Genomic DNA, 17,642 nt, shown 5'->3' with positions numbered 1-17,642 from the left:
GAGCGGCCTGCTTTATTTGCCGCTTTTTATCGGCCAGTGTTGAATCAACCCTGCTATTGCTGCTCAAAAAACTCACCATGCAAGGGTAGCGCTTACTGCGAAAATCCACCGTGATATTGATGGTGAGATCCTGCGGCGTCCCATCTGAACGTCGTCTGCGTTATGTTCTTCTCTGGATTACCCGCTAACGGCTCGATATGTCTCCCCGCCAGCACGCCCATCTGTCCAGGCGGCGCATATCTGATAAAAAGTATTCGTCCAGCAGGCATAAATAACGTTATTTTTGCTAGCCGCTGGCCTCTGAAGTGAAAATGTAATAAGCGACATCAGCGGGTACGATTCCTTCAATACGTTTTTGTGCAATACCCTGTTTTACAGATTCTGGAAAACGCAGGTAAATACGGTTGTCTTCACTGAATAGGGCTTTATCTATCTCTTTCCCGTCATCTTTGAAGCAGGATGCATAGGTGTCCCTGAATATTTTACTGACATTATCGATATCTCTGCTGAGTAAAATGACTTCATTTTTTTTCAGATAGTTGCTCTGAATGTTTTGACTCGCTGCAGGATGGATTAAAAATGTTGCGCTGGGTAATGTTTCCCTTTGCGCCCCTGAGCAATAAATCAGGGTAGCCGCCGAACCTGTCATTGCGGCATTGATGGTTTTTATAGGAATCCTTGACCCCCTGACGGCCTGGCCGCCCATATAGCCAGCTTCCATGTCGCCGCCAAAGCTGTTTATATAAAGCGATATTTCTTTTACAGCAGGGTAACTTGCATTAATATCATCGATGCCTGCCATCAATTCTGCCACTTTAGTGCCATTAACCTCGCCAATGTAAACAATTTTTGCCGATTTTATCTCTTGCGCTTTCAGGGTGTTATTTATCACCACTGACGTTTTTGCTATGCAGCAAGCGGAAGTGACGCCCAATAATAGAAAAGTGAAATAACGCACCATAAAAACTCCATTTAAGGGTGTGACGCTGTCAGTTTAAGGATCAGTAATGTTTAAAAAGAAAATAGCCCGTTGTAACTTCCAGGGTGATGATATAGAAGATAAGTACGATGAATATCAATAATAAACTCGCCCTGGCGTAGTTTTTCTTTGAACGTTTAGTCCTTCGGTTTAAGGACCAGTAAAGCAGCATGAAAAGATTTAATACGGGTATGCCGGTTAAAATTAATGTTACAATCCAATCCCATAGGGAGACATCATCGACGTTTTGATTATTTTCCACAGTGTTTTTTACGCTATGTGAGTGGTGGAGTAACGACGTTAGCCGTTACGACGTGCAGATCATTTTCTGACTGCTGACGAGTTTTTATTGATTCGCTGAGGATAAACGTCAGACCAGTCTGGTTGTTCGCCGGACATAATCGCGCGCCGCTGTGCAGGGCTGATCCCCTGGTTTATATGCGGCATGACAGGTTCACTATGTTGACCAACTGGGTTAAGTTTGACCTCATCGTTGGTAACACAACCGCTCAGCGTCAGAATCACTAAGCTATACCGGGGTAATTTTGGGAACAATGATATTTCTCCTTGTTGAGATAATGGTGTCCATTTTGACGGAGAGATGCAACAGGGCAGCAACAGCCAGATTACATCCCACTTAACTTATAATATAAAACCCCACTTCATTTACATTAACGGATATCTTTAGCGAAATAGTCTTAAACGGCCTTTTAAAGAGGACGGATGCCGTGGGGCATGGTTTCTATTGTGATGTGACTCATCCGGCGACAATTTTTTATTGCCTGTGAAAGATAACATAATTTCTGAATTTTTAATTACCTCTCTACCATCTGTTAAGTCAGCGTGGCTGCATCAGAGGAAATATTCAATCCGCTAATGCTCACAGGTTACGTTTAAATTCTGTCTCTTTTATATCAGGGATTTTTTCTTATAACAACATAACGATGTTTAATGCTACTCCTGTTGAGTTTTTATTTAATGTTACCTTTCTTTGTGCATAATTGTGCTTTGAATCGCATCATTAACTTTTCGTGTCCCTGTATTATAGGCAGTTAAGTTCCGGCCTTTTATTCATTAAACGAGTAAGAGGTTTTTTTGAAAACACAGTTTTTTCAGCGGCGAATTATTAAACCCGCTATCAGACTGACGTCAATGATAACGCGGCTGGGGGAGGCGAATGGGCATCCGATTAACCGGTACGCTATCAGCACCGGCTGTGACGCAAGGCTGTTTCACGCAGTGGCGAAGCAGAGTCTGCGGCAGCGCCCGCATTTCTGATATCTTTTGCGAGCCTTGCAAAACAGATGGCAGGAGTAAGCTACACTCAAAGGGCATAGCAAAATTGCTATCTGACACCGGAGGAAATTATGTCTGAACGCCCTGATTACGATGAGCCGCTGCCCGATGACGCTGAGATTTATCCTGAAGATGAGGAAGAAGATGAAGAAGAGGAACCATTAGAAAAGGATGTCTAGCGTCACCTGCATAATCTTTTATGACGCGTTATCGCGTTGCACCGCAAAACCGCCTGCGTGCAGTTTTGCGGTTTCTTACGTCGCCTGAATTTAGTGCAAAATTTCCCTCCCGGCTCGTTTCGACGATCAAAATGATAAATACAGAAAAATGAAACTCTTTTATTCAGAGAGATTGATATCAACCCTTTCCTGAAGTGCTTAAAAACGTCACATCGTGATGTTTGTTAATTAAATTAACACTGATTGTAATTATAAACTCTTTATTCGTTCTGATTTTGATTTAACGCATTTTGTCACCTTGCTGATTCAGTAGTCAGCGGAATAGTATCCCTGCCGCAAATAAGCTTATAAAGCAGGGATAAAAATGAAATTACCAAAAATGTTAAGTCTGGTTGTGGCGCTTTCTACCCTCAACGTAGCCGGTGCGGCGGAACCGCACTGGACGTACGAAGGCAAAGCTGGCCCGGAACACTGGAGCGAACTGACCAGCGACTTCCACATCTGCCACGAAGGTAAGTCCCAGTCGCCTATCAATATTAAAGATCCGATTGAGGGACATTTACAGGCACTCGATCTGGCCTACCATACGTCGGCTGAGAAGGTGATCAACAATGGCCACACGATTCAGGTGACCGTTGATGAAGAAGATGATTTTGTACTGGATAGTGAAAAGTTCACGCTGCGTCAGTATCACTTCCATACGCCGAGTGAGAACCAGATCAATGGGCACACCTTTCCCCTTGAAGCCCACTTTGTACACAGCAAAGAGGATGGCGATCTGGCCGTGGTCGCGGTGATGTTTAAGGTCGGTAAAGAGAATCCGGCGCTGGCACCGTTGATCGACGCTATGCCGAAACAGGAAAACCAGCAGGTAACCATTAATCGTCAGGTAAACTTACGCGATCTCTTCCCGGAAGATCTGCACTATTATCGTTTCAGCGGCTCCCTGACGACGCCGCCCTGCAGCGAAGGGATCCGCTGGCTGGTGCTGAAACAGCCGGTTACGCTCTCTCAGGCGCAGCTCGACGCCTTTAAACAGGCTCTGAAAACCACCAACAATCGTCCGTTGCAGCATCTCAATGGGCGCATGATTGTAGAGTAGTTACAGCGATTTCTGCTTCCTCTCGCGGTGCGACTCTCCATCAGGCATCCCGGTGCGGCGAGCGCTTCTCTTCAGGCGGCCCCGTGCCGCCTTTTTCTCATCTTTCAGACGCGATCCTGAGCCACTGGCTGCCACACTCCCAACGGCAAAAAATAGACAAGCCATTGATAATTATCAATTTTGCTTTGTTGATCCAATACTGACATAATTACAGTGTTTTTGCCGTTCTTAGTGAGGGTATGTGGCAGACGATTTTGCAGTGGATGGCGCGCTGGCGCTGGCGATCGCAGGCTTTAAGCCGCGTGAAGCACAGCGTGAGATGGCGCAGGCGGTATCTGAAGCCGTAAAACAGCAGGGTGAACTGGTGGTCGAGGCCGGTACCGGCACCGGAAAAACCTATGCCTACCTGGCTCCCGCTCTGCGGGCCGGTAAAAAAGTCATTGTCTCCACCGGATCCAAGGCGCTGCAGGATCAGCTCTATGGCCGCGATCTGCCTACGATGATCAAGGCGCTGGATTTTAAAGGTAAAACGGCCTTGCTGAAAGGACGCTCCAACTACCTTTGCCTGGAACGCATGGAACAGCAATCGATGGCGGGCGGCGATCTCACCGCGCAGGGGCTGACCGAACTGGTGACGCTGCGCAGCTGGTCATCGCAGACGGAAGATGGCGACATCAGCAGCTGTGCGGGCGTGACCGAAGACAGCCCGGTCTGGCCGCTGGTCACCAGCACCAACGATAACTGCCTCGGCACTGACTGCCCGCGCTATAAAGAGTGCTTTGTGGTCAAAGCGCGTAAGCGCGCGATGGACGCCGATGTAGTGGTCGTGAACCACCACTTGTTTCTTGCTGACCTGGTGGTGAAAGAGGGCGGCTTTGGCGAACTTATTCCCGAAGCTGATGTGATGATCTTCGATGAAGCCCATCAGCTGCCCGATATCGCCAGTCAGTATTTTGGTCAGCAGCTCTCCAGCCGCCAGTTACTCGATCTCGCCAAAGATATTATTACCGCCTACCGCACCGAGGTGCGTGATGCTCAGCAGCTGCAGAAATCCGCTGACCGCCTGGCGCAGTGCGCGCAGGATTTTCGCCTGTCATTAGGCGATCCCGGCTATCGCGGTAACCTGCGTGAACTGCTGAGCGATAACAACATCCTGCGGATGTTTACGCTGCTGGATGATGCGCTTGAGCTCTGTTACGACGTTATCAAACTCTCACTGGGCCGTTCAGCCCTGCTGGATGCAGCCTTCGAGCGAGCCGCGCTCTACCGTGGCCGGTTAAAACGGCTGCGGGCGATTAACGAGCCGGGCTACAGCTACTGGTATGAATGTACCTCACGCCACTTTATCCTGGCGCTGACGCCGCTTTCGGTAGCCGAACGCTTCCGTGAGGTAATGGATAACCGCAAGGCGGCCTGGATCTTCACCTCGGCCACCCTGGCGGTTGATGAGAAGATGGCCCACTTCGCCGAACGGCTGGGTGTAAATGCGGCAAAAAGTCTGATTCTGAATAGCCCGTTCGACTTTGCGAAACAGGCACTGCTCTGCGTGCCGCGCAATCTCCCTGAACCTAACCGTCCCGGCGGCGCACGCCAGCTGGCTGCGATGATGAAGCCGCTGATTGATGCTAATAAAGGCCGCTGTTTCTTCCTCTGCACGTCGCACCTGATGATGCGTGAACTTGCGGCAGAATTCCGCGCCTCAATGACGCTGCCCGTGCTGGTGCAGGGTGAAACCAGTAAAGGTCAGTTGCTGAAACAGTTCATCGACAAGGGCAATGCCCTGCTGGTGGCCACCAGCAGTTTCTGGGAGGGTGTGGATGTGCGGGGGGATGCGCTGTCGCTGGTCATCATCGACAAGCTGCCGTTCACCTCGCCGGAAGATCCGCTGTTAAAAGCCAGAATGGAAGATTGCCGGATTCGTGGCGGCGATCCCTTTACGGATGTACAACTGCCGGATGCGGTGATCACCCTGAAGCAGGGTGTGGGACGCTTAATCCGTGATACCGACGATCGTGGCGTGCTGGTGATTTGCGATCAGCGGTTGGTCTCCCGTCCTTATGGCGCGCTGTTTCTCAACAGTCTGCCGCCGACGCCGCGCACCCGGGACATTGCCCGCGCCATCGCCTTTATCCGCCAGCAACCCGAACCAGACGCGTAATTTTATGCTAAGATGCGCGCCGTTTTCTTTCTTCTGAGGTAGTCATGTCAGCCCGAATTTTAGCGCTGGATACGGCGACAGAAGCCTGTTCAGCCGCCTTGCTGAATCAGCAACAGATTGATGCCCGATTCGAAATTGCCCCGCGCGATCACACCCAGCGTATTTTACCGCTGATTGAAGAGCTACTGCTGGCACAGCAGCTGGAACTGACCGACCTGGACGCGCTCGCCTTTGGTCGCGGCCCTGGCAGTTTTACCGGCGTGAGGATTGGCATTGGTATTGCGCAGGGACTGGCACTGGGCGCTTCACTGCCGATGATCGCGATTTCCACGCTTGCCACGCTGGCGGAAGGCGCATGGCGTCTGCACGGTGCTACCCGCGTATTAACCGCTATTGATGCGCGGATGGGCGAGGTCTACTGGGCCGAATATCAGCGTGATGAACAGGGTGCCTGGCAGGGTGAGGCCAGCGAAAGCGTGCTGTCGCCCGAGGCGGCACTGGCACGGATGCAGGCGCTCTCTGGCAAGTGGATGACCGCAGGCACCGGCTGGCAGGCTTATCCGGCGCTGCAGCAGGGACACAATCTGACCCTGACCGCCAGTGACGTTACGCTGCCTGCCGCACAGGATATGCTGCCGCTGGCGACCCTTGCGCTGGCGCAGGGGAATACGCTGCTTCCGGAAACGGCAGAGCCGACGTATCTGCGAAATGAAGTCGCCTGGAAAAAATTACCTGGCCGGTAAAATGCACGCAACTTATTGTTATGCGTCCAGTCTAAGTCTTTACCTAACGGGAGAACGTCTATGTCGTCAATGTGTGGTAAAGGGCTTTCAGGTCTGCTGCTGACCTGTGTGCTGGCGTTAACCGGTTGTGTCTCCATTCCTGACACGCTGCAGGGCAGTTCACCTCAGCCGCAGCAGGACCTGTTGCGGGTGATGAACAATCCTGCGATCTACGTCGGAGAGGAATCGCGCTTTGGCGGCAAGGTAGTGAATGTCACTAATCTGAACGGCAAAACCCGGCTTGAGATTGCGGCACAGCCGCTGGATGATAGCGCCAGACCGCGTCTGGGTGCGGCTTCGGTTGGCCGGATTTATGCCGATATCCACGGTTTTGTTGATCCGGTGGATGTGAAAAATCAGTATGTCACGGTGCTGGGTACGCTGAAGGGCACGGAGCAGGGCAAAATTGGTGAGGCAGATTATAAATTTGCAGTCATCGATGTGCGGGGTTATCAGCGCTGGCGCCTTGCTCAGCAGGTAACGGCACCGCCACAGCCGATGGATCCCTGGATCTGGTACGGCCCGACCCGTCATCGCGGCGGATACTGGGGGCCGAATCCCTACTGGGGCATGGTCAACAGTGGCCCGACAGAGGTCCAGACTATTCTGACCGAGTAATGTACAACTGATTTTATCCAGCCCGGTCGCGGTGCTCGCTGCCGGGCTTTTTATTGGCCTGATTTCTTCGCACGAAATTTAGTGATGCACTTCGCAACCTCAACATGCCGAAACAGGCAAACTGGTACAATCAGTTAAAATATTGTTAACAAACCTGATTGGCTGAGGCAGCGATGGAAATACAACATAATTATCGGGGTGGATCCTTGAATAAGGTTTGGCTGAAACGCTACCCGGCAGATGTGCCTGCCGAAATAAGTGCAGATCGTTACACCTCGCTGGTGGATCTGTTTGAGCAGGCTGCAAAACGCTACGCCGATCAACCCGCGTTCGTGAACATGGGTCAGAAGATGAGTTATCGCCAGCTGGAAGAGAAGAGCCGTGCGTTTGCCGCCTATCTCCAGCAGCAGCTGGGCCTGAAAGCGGGTGACCGCGTGGCTCTGATGATGCCTAACTTACTTCAGTATCCGGTGGCGCTGTTTGGTGTGCTGCGTGCAGGTATGGTGGTGGTCAATGTGAACCCGCTCTATACGCCGCGTGAGCTAAAGCATCAGCTCAATGATAGCGGTGCCAGCGCCATCGTCATCGTTTCGAATTTTGCCCATACCCTGGAAAAAGTGGTGGCGGACACCGCAGTGCGTCACGTCATTCTGACGCGCATGGGCGATCAGCTGGCGCCGATAAAAGCGACGCTGGTTAACTTTGTCGTCAAGTATGTGAAGAAGCTGGTGCCGAAGTATCATCTGCCGGGTGCCATCTCTTTTCGTCAGGTCCTCGAAGTGGGTGCCACGCTCAACTATCAGCGTCCGACCGTCTCGAATGACGATCTCGCCTTCCTGCAATATACCGGCGGTACCACCGGCGTGGCCAAAGGGGCAATGCTGACCCATCGCAACATGCAGGCGAATCTGGAACAGACCCGCGCGACCTACGGCAAAGTGCTGCGCGACGGCAAAGAGTGCGTTGTCACCGCGCTGCCGCTTTACCACATCTTCGCCTTAACGGTGAACGGTCTGCTTTTCCTGGAGCTGGGCGGTCAGAATCTGTTGATCACCAACCCACGTGATATTCCCGGCTTCGTTAAAGAGCTGGGGAAATTCCCGTTTACCGCGATTACCGGCGTGAATACGCTGTTCAATGCGCTGCTTAACGATGAGCAGTTCAATAAACTCGATTTCTCCACGCTGCGTCTCTCTGCCGGTGGCGGGATGGCGGTGCAGAAAGTGGTGGCTGAGCGCTGGGAAAAGCTGACCGGACACTATCTGCTGGAAGGTTATGGCCTGACCGAATGTTCGCCGCTGGTGTCGGTCAATCCGTATGACATCAGCTCTCATACCGGCAGTATCGGCCTGCCGGTGCCGTCTACCGATGTGCGGATTCTGGATGACGACGGCAATGAAGTGCCGCCAGGTGAGCCGGGCGAGCTTTGCATCAGCGGTCCGCAGGTGATGCTCGGCTACTGGCAACATCCGGAAGCGACCGCGGAAGTGCTGAAAAATGGCTGGCTCCACAGCGGTGATATTGTTACCGTTGATCGGGAAGGCTTTATTCGCATCGTGGACCGCAAAAAAGATATGATTCTGGTCTCCGGTTTTAATGTCTATCCGAATGAAATCGAAGATGTGCTGATGCAGCACCCGAAAGTGCGTGAAGCCGCGGCGATTGGCGTGCCCAGCGATCTTTCTGGCGAAGCAGTCAAAGTCTGCATCGTGAAAAAAGATGCATCGCTGACCAAAGAAGAGGTGCTCGACCATTGCCGCCGTCAGCTGACCGGTTACAAGGTACCGAAAATCATTGAGTTTCGTGATGAGTTACCGAAAACCAATGTCGGCAAGATCCTGCGGCGTGAGCTGCGCGACGAGGCGAAACCCGGCGCGAGCTGAATCCGGGCAGGAATTGAGGTTGAACGCCGGCATGTCCGGCGTTTTTATTGTTTTTAACATGGAGCGCCGCGCGTTGTTGGCTGCGGTGGAAATCAGACGTGAACTATTCCCTTATTGACCAGGATGATCAACTGGCAGACGTGTGTCAGAAAGCGCGCCAGCACGCGGCGGTGGCACTGGATACCGAATTTGTCCGCACCCGCACTTACTACCCGCAGCTTGGCCTGATCCAGCTGTTTGACGATCATCAGCTGGTGCTGATTGACCCGCTGAATATCCGTGACTGGTCACCTTTTATTGCCATGCTGACTGACACTGGCGTTACCAAATTCCTGCATGCCGGTGGTGAAGATCTGGAAGTCTTCCTGCACCGTTTCGGCGTGCTGCCGACGCCTATGATCGACACCCAGATTCTGGCAGCCTTCTCCGGCCAGCCGCTCTCCTGGGGCTTTGCTTCGATGGTGGCGCATTTCACCCAGGTCGAACTCGATAAAAGTGAGTCACGCACCGACTGGCTGGCACGTCCTCTGACCCAGCGTCAGTGCGAGTATGCGGCGGCAGACGTTCACTATCTGCTGCCGATTGCCCGTCAGCTGATGATCAACACGGAAGAGGCTGGCAACATGGCGGCGGCACTAAGTGAGTGCAATAACCTGTGTCAGCGTCGTCTGGACAGCCTGTCGCCAGAGGAAGCCTGGCGTGATATCACCAATGCCTGGCAACTGCGCCCGCGTCAGCTGGCGGCACTGCAGCGACTGGCGTCCTGGCGTCTGAAACTGGCGCGTGAAAAGGATATGGCGGTTAACTTTGTGGTGCGCGAAGAGCACCTGTGGAAAGTGGCGCGCTTTATGCCGGGTTCACTGGGTGAACTGGACCATCTGGGGCTGTCAGGTCACGAGATCCGTTTTCACGGTAAAACGCTGGTGGCGCTGGTGGCTGAAGCGGAGGCGCTGGATGAGAGTGAACTGCCGGCTCCGCTGGGCAATCTGATCGATCATCCGCACTACAAGCAGGTGTTCAAGGCGATGAAAGCGCTGGTGCAGCAGGTTAGCGAGCAGAGTGGATTCAGTCAGGAGTTACTGGCGTCACGACGTCAGATTAATCAGGTATTAAGCCAGCACTGGGGCCTGAAGCCACAGGGGCGTCAGCCGGAGTTACTCACCGGATGGCGGGGCGAACTGCTGAAACCCGGCATTGAGGAAATTCTGGCGGGTTGTTAACCGGTTAAATTTCCCCTGCCAGAGCGCAGGGGAAATTCAGGAAACGGTCAGCGTCATTTAGTCACTTCATCCGTTTCCGGCAGCGTTACGTTCAGCTCCAGAATCGAGATGTCATCACCTTTCTGATCGAGCTGAACCGTCACCATTTCTGGATCGATCTTCACATATCTGCAAATCACTTCCAGAATGTCGCGCTTAAGTTGCGGAAGATAGTGGGGCTCACTGTCGCCCCTTCTCCGTTCTGCCACGATAATCTGCAGCCTTTCCTTGGCTATGTTGGCAGTGTTCTTCTTCCGGGATAAAAAGAAATCAAGTAATGCCATGGTTTATCCCCCGAACAGGCGTTTCAGGAAACCCTTCTTCTCTTCTTCGATAAAGCGGAAGGGGCGTACTTCACCGAGCAACCGTTCAACGGTATCGGCATAGGCTTTGCCAGCATCAGATTCGCCGTCAAGAATCACCGGTTCGCCCTGGTTAGAGGCACGTAACACCGATTGATCTTCAGGGATCACGCCGACCAGAGGAATGCGCAGGATTTCCAGCACATCTTCCATGCTCAGCATATCGCCACGGTTCACCCGGCCAGGGTTATAGCGGGTCAGCAGCAGATGCTCCTTCACAGGGTCCTGACTGTTCTCAGCGCGACGGGATTTGGATGAGATGATGCCAAGAATACGGTCGGAGTCACGGACAGAAGAGACTTCCGGGTTGGTGGTGATAATGGCTTCATCTGCAAAGTAGAGCGCCATCAGTGCGCCGGTTTCAATCCCTGCTGGTGAGTCGCAGACGATGAAATCGAACTCCATCGCCGCTAAATCGTTCAGAACCTTTTCAACACCTTCACGGGTCAGCGCATCTTTATCACGGGTCTGCGACGCAGGCAGGATATAGAGCAGTTCGGTGCGTTTATCGCGAATCAGCGCCTGGTTCAGTGTGGCATCGCCCTGGATGACGTTGACGAAGTCGTAGACCACACGGCGTTCACAGCCCATGATCAAATCCAGATTACGCAGACCGATATCAAAGTCGATGACAACCGTCTTTTTGCCTTTCTGCGCTAAACCGGTGGCGATGGCCGCGCTTGACGTGGTCTTACCAACGCCCCCTTTACCGGATGTAACTACAATAATGCGTGCCATAAATGTTGATTTCCTTAACAAAAGAAAAGGGGCCTAATTAAGTGTCTGGATAGTCAGCGCGCCATCCTGCAGGCACAGGCGCGCAGCTTTACCAAAAAATTCTTGCGGGATCTGATCCATGATCCAGTACTCTCCGGCAATCGAGACCAGCTCGGCAGCCAGGTTGGTACAAAAAATCTGGCAGTTCTGGTCACCGCTGGCACCTGCCAGTGCGCGACCACGCATCATGCCGTAAATATGGATGTTGCCATCGGCGACCAGTTCGGCGCCGGCGCTGACACTGCTGGTGATAATCAAATCAGCGTCACGCGCATAAATCTGCTGGCCTGAGCGCACCGGTGTGTTCACGATGCGGGTTTTGGTTGCCACCGTCTCGGTTACAACCGGCTGCGGTTCAGGCAGGGGAGCCGGCTGCGGCGCTTCAGCGCGCGGTCGGGCCTCTTTACCTTCTGCCAGTACCGGCAGGCCTGCACGGGAGATCATGCGTTTCAGTGCGTCATTTTTGCAGCCGCTCACGCCGACGATGCGTAAACCGGTGGCGAGAATCGCCTGCTGCATCTGTTTCCAGTTAACATCGGCACTCAATGTGGCGACGTTAAGTACAACCGGGGCGTTTTTCAGGAAATCCGGAGCCTGGTCAATCTTGTCCTGGAGTGCCTTGCGAATCACCGCAGGGTCATGGTGATGCAAATGGACGACAGACAGGGTGAAACTGCTACCTTTGAATTCGATTGGCGTTTGCGACATCTGTCCCGACTCAGTCCTGTTTTCACTACCGTTAGCAAGGCGATGATAAAATCATCGTTGAAGCGCTAACGGTGAATATTCGAAGTTCTGCAAGCATGTTATAGTTACAGCTATATTCAGACAAGCCTCAACGCCGGTTAATTCGAGTAAAAAATATGTTTTGTGTGATCTACAGAAGCCCGTTACGTGACCAGACTTATCTCTATGTTGAAAAAAAGGACGATTTTTCGCGCGTTCCGCAAGAATTGCTGAAAGGTTTTGGCAAGCCGCAGCTGGCGATGGTGCTAAAGCTGGCGGGCCGCGACAGGCTGGCTAACGCGGATATCAATAAAGTGAAGCAGGGATTGAGTGAGCAGGGCTATTATTTACAGCTTCCTCCGCCGATTGAAAGTCTGCTAAAAATTCATTTAGAGACCGATAAAAAAGTTTAACTCGGATTCTTCTGTAAATATAAATCCTGTCGGTGCGATCCTGGCAGGATAATATTGCTCTGAAGCGGCGCAAAATTAACGGTGCAGCTTATCTGTTTCACTCATTACTAAATTACCTGCGCATTTTTTTTCCCCGATTTGGTCGATTATTCAGCGCTCCAACGCCTTCATTTACGCTTTTTGACAAATTCCGCACCCTGGACCGTTAAAAGGATCTTATTATCACGCCATGAGGTTGGCATTTCGATCAACGCATAAGCAAACATCAACCCGCCAGCAGCGCTGGCATCACACCTAACCTGAACAGGGGATGAGCATGTATCAGCATCGTAACTGGCAAGGCGCCTTGTTAGATTTTCCGGTCAGCAAAGTGGTTTGCGTCGGCAGTAATTATGCAAAACATATCAAAGAGATGGGCAGCGCAACACCGACGGAACCGGTAATCTTCATCAAGCCGGAAACGTCACTGTGTGATTTACGCCAGCCGCTCTCGATTCCCGACGCCTTTGGCGAAGTCCATCACGAAGTGGAGCTGGCGGTGCTGATTGGCGCGACCCTGAAGCAGGCGACTGAAGAACACGTGGCTAAGGCGATTGCAGGTTATGGCGTGGCGCTGGATCTGACGTTGCGTGACCTGCAGTCCGGCTTGAAAAAAGCGGGCCAGCCGTGGGAGAAATCCAAGGGCTTTGATAACGCCTGTCCAGTCTCCGGTTTTATCCCGGTGTCAGAGTTCAGTGGCGACCCTCAGAATGTCGAACTGAAGCTGGTGGTGAACGGTGAAGTGCGTCAGCACGGCAATACCGGGGATATGATTCATAAAATCCTGCCGCTGATTGCCCACATGAGCCACTACTTTACCCTCCGCGCTGGCGATGTGATTCTGACCGGCACACCAGAAGGGGTTGGTCCGATGCGCTCGGGTGATCAGCTGGAAGTCTCTCTGGCGGGCCACGGCATCAGCACGCGCGTACTCTAAAAACTTGCATCACCGCAGCATAGGCTTTATAAGGTGCGGTTTAGGCACAATCCGGACAAATCATCATGACTGACACCCCTTTCTGGCAACAAAAACGCCTGGCACAAATGAGCGATGAGGAATGGGAATCCTTGTGTGATGGTTGTGGACAGTGCTGCCTGAACAAGTTGCAGGATGCCGACACCGATGAAATCTACTTCACCAATGTCGCCTGCGATCAGCTCAATATTAAAACCTGCCAGTGCCGTAACTATGAGCGCCGCTTCGAGCTTGAAGAGGATTGCATCAAGTTAACGCGTGAAAATCTGACCACCTTTAACTGGCTGCCGCGCACCTGCGCTTACCGGCTGCTGGGTGAGGGCAAAGATCTACCCGCCTGGCATCCGCTGCGGGCCGGTTCGAAAACCGCGATGCACGCGCAGCGTATTTCGGTACGTTATATTGCAGTGCGGGAGAGTGAAGTACGGGACTGGGAAGATCACATTATTGATCGTCCCGATCGCAACGGCTAAGCATCGCTGCATCAACCCGGATAGCAAAAAGGCTGCCAGTGGCAGCCTTTTTTGATCTCAGCGACCAAACAGATCGCGGCGTTTCGGTTTCAGCGGCTGGGCAATCAGCACCAGCGCTGCGACCAGCAGATAACCGGCGAACACCACAATCATCCACTGCGGCATGCTGAGCGTCAGAAACGTCCAGCTGCGTTCTGCGCAGTCACCGCTGGCCAGAAATACCGACGGCAGCCACTTATCCAGCGGTAACCCGCTGGGGAAGCGGGCAGCAAAATCACAGGTGGTGAACGGGTTAGGGTGCAGCTGAATCATCGTATGTTCATAAGAGAGACGCAGACCTTCCCAGGCACTGTAGATCCACAACGCCAGCGCCGCCAGACGCAACGGTGACTTCGGCGCAATCGCGCCCACCAGGCCCGCGCCCAGCACACCAAACAGCGCATTACGCTCATAGATACACATCACGCAGGGCTTAAGACCCATCACGTGCTGAAAAAAGAGAGCCGTCAATTCCAGTGCAAGCGCCGTCAGTGCCAGTAATAACCAGGCTCCGCGTCCCCGTGAACATTGATTCAGATATCGCAACATATTGCATTCCCTGTAAACGTTAATGCCACGCAGTGTAAACCAAAAGCGTTTACAAACCAGCCAGGGACCAGGAAAAATCGTGTGCAAACATGACCTGATTCTGATCCAGAGCAGGTTAAATGAGGATAAAAAGGGTGATGCCTGGTCAGCAAACAGAGCGGACAGTGAATCGGGCTGCTGTCGGCAGCAAGCGAAACGGCAGACGCAGGCTATCCGGTGAGAACATTTCGCGCTTTCGGACGACATTTTGCGGCGCTGGCTCACGCATCGTTTCAGCACGGAAAATCGTATCAAATGACACTCGTCACAAAGCAGCAGAATTAACTGTCAGCCATTCTGAAATATGCGCCCGCGCCCGGTTTTAATAGTTATGCAGGCTATATCCGCTATAGGGCGTCTGGTATGATGAGTCCTCATCATGATTAGAAAAGCAACGAGAACACATTGCTATGGTTATAAAGGCTCAGAGTCCAGCGGGATTTGCTGAAGAGTATATTATTGAAAGCATCTGGAACAGTCGCTTTCCACCTGGATCGATTCTTCCTGCTGAGCGTGAGCTTTCTGAATTGATTGGGGTGACGCGCACCACCTTGCGTGAAGTGCTGCAGCGCCTGGCGCGCGATGGCTGGCTGACGATTCAGCACGGCAAACCGACGCGGGTGAATGATTTCTGGGAGACGTCCGGCCTGAATATTCTGGAAACGCTGGCCCGTCTCGATCACGACAGCGTTCCGGTGCTGATTGATAACCTGCTGTCAGTCCGCAGTAATATTTCATCGATCTTTATCAGCCGCGCGCTGCGCCATCATCCGGACAAAGCGCGTGAAGTGCTGGAGACGGTGAGTGCCGCAGCCGATCAGGCGGATGCCTATACCGAACTCGACTACCGGGTGTTCCGTGGTCTGGCGTTTGCGTCAGGTAACCCGATTTACGGTCTGATCCTGAATGGCCTGAAAGGTCTCTACACCCGCGTTGGCCGTCACTACTTCTCTAATCCGGAAGCCCGTCAGGTCGCGCGCGATTTCTATCTCAAACTGCTGGCGCTGTGCGACAAAGAACCCGGACAGGATGAGATCGTGGACGTGGTGCGCAACTATGGCCGCCGCAGCGGGGAAATCTGGCACAGCATGCAGAAGAACCTGCCTGAAGACCTCGGCAACAAGCGCTAAAAAAAACCGGACATCGCGTCCGGTTTTTTGTTTCTGACTCGTAAGGATTATCGGTCAGAATGAAGAACCGCGTGGAGGATTGCGATCCAGCAGTTCCACACTGCCATCTTCGTTCTGCTGTTCCAGAATCACATCAAATCCCCACAGACGATGCACATGCTTCAGTACTTCGCGACGGCTCTTATCCAGCGGCGTGCGGCTCTGCGGCACATAGCGCAGGGTCAGTGAACGGTCACCGCGCACATCCACGTTATAAACCTGAATGTTCGGTTCGAGATTACTCAGGTTGTACTGCGCAGAGAGCTGCTGGCGAATCGCCCGGTAGCCTGCTTCATCATGAATCGCGGCGATTTCGAGATAGTTATTGCGGTCATCATCCAGCACGGTAAACAGCCGGAAATCGCGCATCACTTTCGGTGACAGGAACTGGCTGATAAAACTCTCATCCTTGAACTCACGCATCGCAAAATGCAGCGTTTCCAGCCAGTCTGAACCGGCAATATCCGGGAACCAGTAGCGATCCTCTTCGGTCGGTGACTGACAGATACGCTTGATATCCTGCATCATCGCAAACCCTAAGGCGTAAGGGTTGATACCGTTGTACCACTGACTGTTATAGGGCGGCTGAAACACAACGTTGGTGTGGCTGTGCAGGAATTCCATCATAAAGCGTTCCGACACTTTGCCTTCATCATAGAGGTGATTGAGGATGGTGTAGTGCCAGAAGGTCGCCCAGCCCTCATTCATTACCTGGGTTTGTTTCTGCGGATAGAAATACTGGCTCACCTTACGCACGATGCGCAGGATCTCACGCTGCCATGACTCCAGCAGCGGAGCATTTTTCTCCATAAAATAGAGCAGGTTTTCCTGCGGTTCAGAAGGGTAGCGCGCGGCTTCAAAAGCGACGGCCTCTGTCTCGCGTCGTGGCAGCGTACGCCACAGGGTGTTTACCTGACTCTGCAGATACTCTTCACGGCTCTTCTGCCGCGCTTTCTCCTCCTGCAGGGAGATCTTCTGCGGACGTTTATAGCGATCAACGCCATAATTCATCAAGGCATGGCAGGAATCGAGCAGTCGCTCGACCTCTTCGACGCCATAGCGCTCTTCGCAGTCACTGATATAGTTTTTGGCAAACAGCAGGTAATCGACAATCGATCCGGCATCCGTCCAGCTGCGGAACAGATAGTTATTCTTGAAGAAAGAGTTGTGGCCATAGCAGGCATGCGCCATCACCAGCGCCTGCATGGTCATGGTGTTCTCTTCCATCAGATAGGCGATGCAGGGATTCGAGTTGATGACAATTTCATAGGCCAGACCCTGCTGGCCATGCTTGTAGCGTTGCTCAGTCTCAATAAACTTTTTGCCGAATGACCAGTGTGAATAGTTGATGGGCATGCCGACGCTGGAATAAGCATCCATCATCTGTTCAGAGGTGATGACTTCGATTTGGTGCGGGTAGGTATCAAGCCGGTAAAGTTTAGCGACCCGATCGATCTCTGCTAAGTAGACATCGAGCAGTTCGAATGTCCAGTCTGGTCCGTCATTGAGTCGTTTGCTGTCTCTGATGGCTTCGTCAAAGATTGTCGTCATAGCGCACCTCTTTTATGCAAACCGGCTGACCCGAAAGACAACCCGTTCTGGTTATTTAAGGCTTCATCCTGAAAAAGGGAACCCGAAAAAAACTGAGCGAACACAACAATGATAGCCCACTGTCGCTTATCCGAAATGCGAACTCAAACGAATTCTTTGGCACAAAATCATTAAGAAGGATGTGGCGGAGAATTTAATAGCCTTTAATTCGAACGTTATTTTAAAACGCGGAATATCATCCTGTTTATAAGCAGAATGTATGGGGTTGAATGA

The 17,642-nt window shown here is 52.4% G+C and carries 16 protein-coding genes; 10 read left to right on the top strand and 6 right to left on the bottom strand.

Annotated features, from left to right (window positions below; all coding sequences use genetic code 11):
• Positions 1–286 precede the first annotated feature (286 nt).
• Positions 287–961: an ATP-dependent Clp protease proteolytic subunit gene (locus ACN1CO_RS06900; RefSeq protein ID WP_033771956.1), complete on the bottom strand. Its 675-nt coding sequence runs from the start codon at positions 959–961 to the stop codon at positions 287–289.
• 1,857 nt (positions 962–2,818) lie between these two features.
• On the opposite strand from ACN1CO_RS06900, the gene ACN1CO_RS06895 reads away from it, so the two are divergent.
• The 6 genes from ACN1CO_RS06895 (at position 2,819) to rnd (ending at position 10,217) form a co-directional block, all read left to right on the top strand.
• A complete protein-coding gene (locus tag ACN1CO_RS06895) occupies positions 2,819–3,556 on the top strand; it encodes a carbonic anhydrase (protein ID WP_419138370.1) in 738 nt (245 codons plus the stop codon).
• A gap of 241 nt (positions 3,557–3,797) precedes the next feature.
• On the top strand, positions 3,798–5,714 hold the full coding sequence (locus ACN1CO_RS06890; RefSeq protein WP_419138369.1) for an ATP-dependent DNA helicase: 1,917 nt from the start codon (positions 3,798–3,800) through the stop codon (positions 5,712–5,714).
• 44 nt (positions 5,715–5,758) lie between these two features.
• Positions 5,759–6,457 carry a tRNA (adenosine(37)-N6)-threonylcarbamoyltransferase complex dimerization subunit type 1 TsaB gene (gene tsaB / locus ACN1CO_RS06885; protein WP_419138368.1) on the top strand — a complete coding sequence of 233 codons (699 nt, stop codon included), beginning with the start codon at positions 5,759–5,761 and terminating at the stop codon, positions 6,455–6,457.
• A 60-nt stretch (positions 6,458–6,517) separates the two neighbouring features.
• The gene (locus ACN1CO_RS06880; RefSeq protein ID WP_419138367.1) at positions 6,518–7,114 is read left to right on the top strand and encodes a Slp family lipoprotein; all 597 of its coding nucleotides are present in this window, start codon (positions 6,518–6,520) and stop codon (positions 7,112–7,114) included.
• 206 nt (positions 7,115–7,320) lie between these two features.
• Positions 7,321–8,997 carry a long-chain-fatty-acid--CoA ligase FadD gene (gene fadD, locus ACN1CO_RS06875; RefSeq protein WP_419138366.1) on the top strand — a complete coding sequence of 559 codons (1,677 nt, stop codon included), beginning with the start codon at positions 7,321–7,323 and terminating at the stop codon, positions 8,995–8,997.
• A 98-nt stretch (positions 8,998–9,095) separates the two neighbouring features.
• Positions 9,096–10,217, top strand: a complete 1,122-nt coding sequence (rnd, locus tag ACN1CO_RS06870) for a ribonuclease D (RefSeq protein WP_419138365.1) — start codon at positions 9,096–9,098, stop codon at positions 10,215–10,217.
• 53 nt (positions 10,218–10,270) lie between these two features.
• Here the strand turns inward: rnd and minE are convergent, their stop codons facing one another.
• From minE to minC, 3 genes are read right to left on the bottom strand one after another with little or no spacing between them, the layout of a single operon-like run.
• The gene (gene minE / locus ACN1CO_RS06865; RefSeq protein WP_008925314.1) at positions 10,271–10,540 is read right to left on the bottom strand and encodes a cell division topological specificity factor MinE; all 270 of its coding nucleotides are present in this window, start codon (positions 10,538–10,540) and stop codon (positions 10,271–10,273) included.
• Between the two features lie 3 nt (positions 10,541–10,543).
• On the bottom strand, positions 10,544–11,356 hold the full coding sequence (minD, locus tag ACN1CO_RS06860; protein WP_090960400.1) for a septum site-determining protein MinD: 813 nt from the start codon (positions 11,354–11,356) through the stop codon (positions 10,544–10,546).
• A 33-nt stretch (positions 11,357–11,389) separates the two neighbouring features.
• The gene (gene minC / locus ACN1CO_RS06855) at positions 11,390–12,103 is read right to left on the bottom strand and encodes a septum site-determining protein MinC (RefSeq protein WP_419138364.1); all 714 of its coding nucleotides are present in this window, start codon (positions 12,101–12,103) and stop codon (positions 11,390–11,392) included.
• 155 nt (positions 12,104–12,258) lie between these two features.
• On the opposite strand from minC, the gene ACN1CO_RS06850 reads away from it, so the two are divergent.
• The 3 genes from ACN1CO_RS06850 to ACN1CO_RS06840 all read left to right on the top strand — a co-directional run bounded on the left by ACN1CO_RS06850 (position 12,259) and on the right by ACN1CO_RS06840 (position 14,022).
• The gene (locus ACN1CO_RS06850) at positions 12,259–12,534 is read left to right on the top strand and encodes a YcgL domain-containing protein (protein WP_419138363.1); all 276 of its coding nucleotides are present in this window, start codon (positions 12,259–12,261) and stop codon (positions 12,532–12,534) included.
• A 316-nt stretch (positions 12,535–12,850) separates the two neighbouring features.
• Positions 12,851–13,510, top strand: a complete 660-nt coding sequence (locus tag ACN1CO_RS06845) for a fumarylacetoacetate hydrolase family protein (protein ID WP_419138362.1) — start codon at positions 12,851–12,853, stop codon at positions 13,508–13,510.
• 65 nt (positions 13,511–13,575) lie between these two features.
• Complete coding sequence (locus tag ACN1CO_RS06840; RefSeq protein ID WP_090960412.1) at positions 13,576–14,022, top strand: YcgN family cysteine cluster protein; 447 nt, start codon at positions 13,576–13,578, stop codon at positions 14,020–14,022.
• 57 nt (positions 14,023–14,079) lie between these two features.
• On the opposite strand, the gene dsbB is transcribed toward ACN1CO_RS06840, so the two are convergent.
• Positions 14,080–14,610, bottom strand: coding sequence for a disulfide bond formation protein DsbB (dsbB, locus tag ACN1CO_RS06835; RefSeq protein WP_010260580.1), 531 nt, complete (start codon positions 14,608–14,610; stop codon positions 14,080–14,082).
• A 449-nt stretch (positions 14,611–15,059) separates the two neighbouring features.
• Between dsbB and fadR the strand changes: the two genes are divergently transcribed.
• On the top strand, positions 15,060–15,779 hold the full coding sequence (gene fadR / locus ACN1CO_RS06830; protein WP_090960416.1) for a fatty acid metabolism transcriptional regulator FadR: 720 nt from the start codon (positions 15,060–15,062) through the stop codon (positions 15,777–15,779).
• A 54-nt stretch (positions 15,780–15,833) separates the two neighbouring features.
• On the opposite strand, the gene ACN1CO_RS06825 is transcribed toward fadR, so the two are convergent.
• Positions 15,834–17,369, bottom strand: a complete 1,536-nt coding sequence (locus tag ACN1CO_RS06825) for a SpoVR family protein (protein ID WP_419138361.1) — start codon at positions 17,367–17,369, stop codon at positions 15,834–15,836.
• Positions 17,370–17,642 lie beyond the last annotated feature (273 nt).

Origin of the sequence: Pantoea sp. R13S299, assembly GCF_048515925.1 — a bacterium.
Taxonomy (GTDB): Bacteria; Pseudomonadota; Gammaproteobacteria; order Enterobacterales; family Enterobacteriaceae; genus Pantoea.
This window is presented reverse-complemented; position numbering and strand designations above follow the sequence as displayed.